This is a genomic window from Geitlerinema sp. CS-897 (genome assembly GCF_028368005.1).
Classification (GTDB): domain Bacteria; phylum Cyanobacteriota; class Cyanobacteriia; order Cyanobacteriales; family Geitlerinemataceae; genus Baaleninema; species Baaleninema simplex.
In genome coordinates this window covers 1-6,547 of record NZ_JAQNCQ010000060.1, presented here as the reverse complement: position 1 = coordinate 6,547, position 6,547 = coordinate 1, and the positions used below count along the sequence as shown (strand labels likewise).

The window sequence follows — 6,547 nt, the reverse complement described above, 5'->3', positions numbered from 1 at the left end:
GGGGTCGGCGTAGGTGTGGGGGTCGGCGTAGGTGTGGGGGTCGGCGTGGGAACGGGCGTCCCACTATCAACGGCGATAAACTCGACCGATCCTTGAACCTTCGTGGGGTTGAGTTGGTTTCCGGCTGAGATGAAGGTTAAAGACGTGGCGTTTTGTAGGTCTTGTTTGCCGTTATTTTGAAATACGTTGCCGCCGGGATCTTGCTGTTTGCCCAAATCGGGGAGGGCCGAAGAAATGGCCGAGAGGCCGTAATCGGTGTTTTTTTCGATAATGTTACCGCGTAGAACGGGTCGGGCGCTGTGGGTCAACAAAACGCCAATGCGGTTGTCGAGGATGTGGTTGTTGGCCATCAACGGTGCCGAATCGTCCCCGATCGAAATTCCCGTTCCCGTGTTTTGACAGGTATTGTTGCGAATTTCGCCTTTAGCTTCGCCGAGGAACCAAATCCCGTAAGAGTCGTTTTGGACGAAGAGGTTGTTTTCGATGAGGGGTTTGGCGGTTCCCGAGGCGCGGACGCCTTCTCGCTTGCATAATGTAAAGGTGCAGTGGGCGACGGTGGGATCGGTCGATTGAATCCAGACCCCCGTTCCGCGCGTTTCGGTATTGGAAATTTTGACGCCTCGCAGTTCCGTATCGCCTTCGAGCCAGAGGGCGACGGGTTGTGGTCCGGCGTTGGTCGATGCCGTGCCGCTACCCGAGATGAGGATGTCTTTGCCTTGATTGCTTTCGTTGCCTACGAGTTTCACGCCAGTCGGAACGGTGAGGGGAAAGGTTTCACCGCTGTTTTCGGTATAGCTTCCCGGCGAGAGTTGGACGGTCGTTCCCGATGTCGCTCGGGCCAGGGCCTGTCGGATCGTTTTAAACGGTTGGGAGGCGCTCCCGTCGGCGGTGTCGTTTCCGGTATTGGGGTTAACGTAAAGTGTCGGCATAATTTTCCTCGAGCGATATTAAGACTGGTATTCCCTCTCGCTGAGATGCGATGGGGCAATTGGTCGAACTCCTTAAACTCCTTTCTAGTCTAAAATCGAGATTGCGCCCCGAGACGCGAATTTTGATGTGTTTTAACGAAATGTCTTAGATCGCTCGATAAATTTTCGAGGACGGGTGCGATCGCGGTTCTATTTAACGTTCTCTTTCAGTTATCCTTTCTAGTGGTCGGATCGGTACAGACCGAACGGATACCGAGGTGAGGAAAATGGCCGTTCGTGACAAAATCGCTTTTTATCTCGACGATCTCGAAACCCCGCTCGGGCAAGCGATTAATTTAACGATTGCCATTTTGATTTTTGTGTCGTCGGGAATTTTTGTAGCGGAAACCTATCCCCTTTCTACGACGGTTCTCCGAGAACTCGAAATTTTAGATACCTCGATTTTAACTATCTTTGCAGTTGAATATTTAGTACGGTTGGGCGTCGCTCGCGATCGCCTGCAATTTTTATTCAGCCCGCTGTCTTTAATTGACTTGTTTGTAATCTTGCCGTTTTTTTTTGGAATTAACAGTCATAGCTTTATTCTTACGTTTCGTTGGTTTCGGATGCTGCGAATCGTTCGTTTCTTAAACATAAATTTTTTTATTTTTCGTTTGGGGAACGAAGAACGAATTGAAGAACGATTTATTCTCGTTCGTATTTTGATGACGCTATTTATTATTATTTTTATCTTTTCGGGATTGATTTATCAAGTCGAACATCCCAGCAATCCCGAAATTTTCGACACCTTTCTCGATGCCTTGTATTTCGCGATCGTTACCATGACGACTGTTGGGTTTGGCGATGTCATTCCCTTTTCAGAAACGGGTCGGCTGCTCACCATTTTAATGATTTTAACGGGCGTCGCCCTCATTCCCTGGCAACTGAGCGAATTGGTCGAGCAACTCGTTAAAAGTGCCAAACGTATCGAATTAGAATGTTCGGTCTGTCAGTGGTCGGTTCACGATGTCGATGCCAAATTTTGTAAGCGATGCGGTGCGAAACTGCCCAAAGATACAGCGACTCGATAAAAATCCGATCGCATCACAGAACGGACAGTTTGCATTGCGATCGGGTCAATTTCAAAACTGTTTGGATCTACGCCGTCGTCGGGGCGCTCTCCCCAGATATCGCACTGAAATTCGCCAAAATGCTAGCGAATACGGTAGCCGATATCGCGGCGGTAGTAACAGTTTTCAAACTCAATTTTTTCAACGGCGGCGTAGGACTTGGCGATCGCGTCCTCAAAGTCTTCACCCACTGCGGTTACGCCCAACACGCGACCGCCACTGGTCACGAGTTGCTGCTGTTTGAGTTGCGTTCCGGCGTGAAACACGAGTGCGCCAGTTTCTTCAGCCTCGAGAATTCCTTCGACGAGTTTACCTTTTTCATAAGACCCCGGATAACCGCCGGACGCCATGACCACGCACACCGCCGCCCCCTTTTTCCATTCGATCGCCGGAAGTTGTCCGAGGCGCTTTTCCACGCAGGCCAACATCAACTCGTATAACGGCGTCTCCAACAGCGGTAACACCGCCTGAGTTTCGGGATCGCCGAAGCGACAGTTAAACTCGAGAACCTTGACCTCTCCCTCTGGCGTCACCATCAACCCAGCATAGAGAACGCCACAGTAGTCGATTCCCCGCTGTCGCAACGCGGCGATGGTCGGTTCGAGGATCTCTCGCTGGACTTGCTTGACCTGTTCTGGCGAGAGTACGGGGGTCGGAGCGTAAACGCCCATTCCTCCCGTGTTCGGGCCTGTATCCCCTTCTCCGATCGGTTTGTGATCTTGGGCGGGTAACAGCGGTACGATGGTTTCGCCGTCGGTGAGGGCGAGAACCGACACTTCTTGACCGGAGAGAAACTCCTCGACGACCAAGGTATTACCCGCGTCGCCGAACTGACCTCGAGCGATGCCGTCGATGGCGGAAAGTGCCTCTTCAAGAGTGCGGGCGACCGTCACACCTTTTCCGGCCGCGAGCCCGTCGGCTTTGACGACGACCGGCGCACCGACGGCTTTGACGTAGGCTTTGGCGTCTTCGACTTGGGTGCGATCGAACGTCGCCGATTGCGCCGTCGGAATTCCCGCCTCTTGCATCAATGCTTTCGCCCAAGCCTTACTCGATTCGATTTGCGCTCCGGCTTGCGTCGGGCCGAATACAGCAATGTCCTGCGCTTGCAATGCGTCGGTAATCCCCAAGGCTAGGGGGAGTTCCGGTCCAACGACCACGAAGGCCACCCCTTGCACCAGGGCAAACCGCGCGATACCGTCGAAATCATCGACTGACATCGCTAAATTTTGACACTTCGGCATCGTTGCCGTCCCGCCGTTACCGGGGATGCAAAACACCTTCGTCACTTTCTCCGACTGGAGAAGTTTCCAACTCAGGGCGTGTTCGCGCCCGCCATTTCCCACAACTAAAACTTTCACAAAGACCTCCTAGCTGCGATCGCCAGGTCTCTCATCGCCCGTCTAACTTTCAATTTTAAAGTTCGCTTGAGAATATACCGCACTCCATTATGCCACGGGATGCGAAGGCCAACTCTCGTCCGCATTCGGACTCGGGAACGCTCCTCTGCTCGAAAAAAGACGGCCGACGCTGTATAAGATAGGGACAGTTGAGTTAAAAGGCGTAAAATTTCAGATGTTTATGTCACGATATCGTTCGATTTTGGCCGGTCTTCTGGTTTGCGTCGCGGTGTTTCTCGTGAGTTGCGGCGGCCCGGCGACGGTGGAGGCTCCCACTTACACGCCCGAAACTCTCGAACGGATTCAGTCTTACAGTACTGAGGTAACGGAGTTGCGCGATCGCATGGGCGAACTTGAAGACCTCATCGACGCCAGAGATTGGGTCGATGTCGATAACTTTATTCACGGACCTCTTGGAACGTTGCGACAGGACATGAGTTTGATTAATCGCAACTTGCTTCCTGACGAACAGCGTCAAGGCCGAGACTTGGCGCGAAATCTGTTTCGTCATTTAGAAGAAATCAATTTGGCGGCGAAAGAGCGAGATTATGCCCAAGCCGTTCAAAACTACCGCGAAAGTTTGGCTGATTTCGATGCCTTTTTAGACATCCTTCCTAAATCGAATACGGCGAGTTAGGCGATCGCGAGTTGAGATAAAGCGGCACTCAGGTAAGACAGGACGAGTGCCGTTTTTTATTTGCCAAGAGTTACGCATCTACACCATTTGTAGGGTCGGCAATGCTCACCAACCTCTCTATTCAGTGTTGTTTCGGTTGAACTGCGTCAGTCCTATCTGTGTTTTTTTCGTTATTCGGCTCTTCCGAACTTATTCTGCAATAAATCGCTGAAACTCTTATATCGCCAGCTCGACTGATTCGTGAGATTTTATAATCTGAAAGTACCGTAACACGGCGATCTTAATTACAGAGGACGTTCACAACTCAAATGATTCTGCTACAGGATAAGAGTTTTCGCTACATGGTATAAAAAAGATGGCTAAAATTGCTTGCATTCTTTTCCAGATAAAGGCTATAGCAACCCTAAATCAGTTGTGTAACAAAATTGAGGCCAAAAGGGAATCGGGAATGGGGAACGGGGAATCAGATTTTTTCGGGTGTTTTAATTTTTGAAGACTCATTTGGGACTGCCATACAGGCATTTATTCAACATATCCAGGTCGGAAGAACTCGTGATTTTACGGTTCGCGATCGTCAATTAAGATCCATTTTCTCACTGAATTCTGACGCTGCTCCTGGTGTTGATGTCGTATGGTTTTTAGCCAAATTTCCCAAGCTTTCCAACAGAAAACAGCGGGAAACGCCACTCGAATACTCGTTAAAATTTTACCTTGCTTTAGCGCCGCCCAAGCCCATCTCAAATGAATGTAGTGTCGTAAATCCTTTAAGTAGGGAATTTGCGAACTATACTTTTTTTGTAGAATATCGTATATTTCTTCAATTAAATTGGTGTTGGCCTCGATTCGTTCTCGAATTGGAATTTTTTTGATTTGCCAGCGTTGGGGAAATCGGTAGTAGATTACATCTTTTAGCAAGTTTAAGAGTACTTTTGTTCCTAATTTTAATCCCGATTTTACTCGTCCTTGTCGAATCGCAGCTAAGCTCCATTTAAATTGTAAAATTTGACGCTGTCGTTTGAGATAGTTTTGAATGTCGCTGTTCTTAAGATTCGTACGTTCGGATTCGTATTTAGGAGGAAAATTGAAGCTGTAATCTTCAAACCACTTCGATCGCGCCAGCCAGGGACTTTGGCGAAACAACGTCGCGCGAACGAACAGTTCCCACGCTTGCCAATAAAAGAACGTGTGAAACAGAAGTTTAAATCCTTCCCAAAACCGCCCTTGCTTGAATGCAACGACTCCCCAGTGCAGCTTGAGATAAGCGGCAACGTGTTCGACTTTCGGAATATGCGATCGATACTTCGGACTGACGAGATGATAAATCTTCTCCTTCATCAAAATATTGGTTGTCAACCGCTTTTGTAGGGCGAACTTGCGGTTGTAAGCCCCCTGCCAAATCGTGCGATACGCCAAACATTGATTGATAAAAATGGCATCGCCAAATTGCCCGATTTTAATCCAAGAATCGATATCGTCACAGTTCCCGTCAAACTGTGAATCCCATCCTCCAGCTTTCCAAAATGCTTCTTGTTGAAATGCCACTTGTACGGGAGTCCCAAACGGTACGATTTCTAACAGCATTCCGTAATGAATGTCTTCCTGGGGAATATAAAATGCTTTTCCCGGCCCGGTGGGTGGAGTCCGACTGAGTTCGACTTCTTCGGGATTGACTTGAGCGGCTTGACAGGAGCAAATGACCGCTTCGGGGTGGCGTTCGATCGCTCGCCACATTTCGCTGAGACAGTTAGAGTCGAGATAATCGTCGTCGTCGAGGGGTTTGATCCATTTCCCCGAAGCCGTCCGAACTCCCGCGTTCATCGTCGCCGAATGTCCGCTATTGGTGGAATTGCGATGATAGATCAATCGCGTATCGCCGATCTCTGCTAATGCCGCTTGTAACTCTAAAACGTACTCTTGAGTTCCGTCGCAAGAGCAATCGTCAGCGACGATCACTTCACAGGGCAAGGTTTGAGCCAAGGCTGAGTCGATCGCACGTTTGAGAAGGTATAAGCGGTTGTATGTCGTTATAACAATACTAAAATTCATACCGCTCGGATAATTTAGGAATTGTAGACGCTTGCCCCGACCTGAACGGCTCGAGAAGCACTGCCATCCATCGAGCCATCGTGCGGTTAAAGATACCTCGCCAATACGATCTCGTCGATCGCGAGAGGAACGTTCCTAATGTTTATTGTAGTCTTCCCTTGGATGGCATTTTCCCCATCAGACACCCAAACGTGGAGATTCGTTGAGGGCGATCGCACGGCTACACTCGGGATGGGATGTCGGATCGGGCTATGGGAGATCTACACCCAAGATCGCACGCGATCGGGCTAGTGCAGCGTCAAAACTTAATTTTAGGGTAGACCGAGGCCAGCTTGCAGCGTGCGTCCTCTACCTTCATCTGCCAGTCAACCCCGCGCTGGGAATGGTTAATGTCGCTCGACCAAGCAGCGGTTTCCGCTCGTAACT

At 49.7% G+C, this 6,547-nt stretch carries 6 protein-coding genes; 3 read left to right on the top strand and 3 right to left on the bottom strand.

Going from position 1 to position 6,547, the window contains the following annotated elements:
- Positions 1-929 (bottom strand): DUF1565 domain-containing protein (locus POG22_RS03185; protein ID WP_498903587.1); only part of this gene is annotated, 929 nt, incomplete at its 3' end.
- Positions 930-1,195: 266 nt separating this feature from the next.
- Here POG22_RS03185 and POG22_RS03180 point away from each other — a divergent pair.
- Positions 1,196-1,999: an ion transporter gene (locus POG22_RS03180; RefSeq protein WP_498903585.1), complete on the top strand. Its 804-nt coding sequence runs from the start codon at positions 1,196-1,198 to the stop codon at positions 1,997-1,999.
- Between the two features lie 122 nt (positions 2,000-2,121).
- Here POG22_RS03180 and purD read toward each other — a convergent pair whose 3' ends face one another.
- Positions 2,122-3,399: a phosphoribosylamine--glycine ligase gene (purD, locus tag POG22_RS03175; protein WP_498903583.1), complete on the bottom strand. Its 1,278-nt coding sequence runs from the start codon at positions 3,397-3,399 to the stop codon at positions 2,122-2,124.
- A 220-nt stretch (positions 3,400-3,619) separates the two neighbouring features.
- Between purD and psbQ the strand changes: the two genes are divergently transcribed.
- The gene (psbQ, locus tag POG22_RS03170) at positions 3,620-4,075 is read left to right on the top strand and encodes a photosystem II protein PsbQ (protein WP_035494027.1); all 456 of its coding nucleotides are present in this window, start codon (positions 3,620-3,622) and stop codon (positions 4,073-4,075) included.
- A 558-nt stretch (positions 4,076-4,633) separates the two neighbouring features.
- Here the strand turns inward: psbQ and POG22_RS03165 are convergent.
- Positions 4,634-6,121, bottom strand: coding sequence for a glycosyltransferase family 2 protein (locus POG22_RS03165; protein ID WP_498903581.1), 1,488 nt, complete (start codon positions 6,119-6,121; stop codon positions 4,634-4,636).
- 138 nt (positions 6,122-6,259) lie between these two features.
- Here POG22_RS03165 and POG22_RS03160 point away from each other — a divergent pair, with 138 nt between their 5' ends.
- Entirely contained in the window at positions 6,260-6,412 is a 153-nt protein-coding gene (locus tag POG22_RS03160; protein WP_498903580.1) for a hypothetical protein, read from the top strand.
- Positions 6,413-6,547 lie beyond the last annotated feature (135 nt).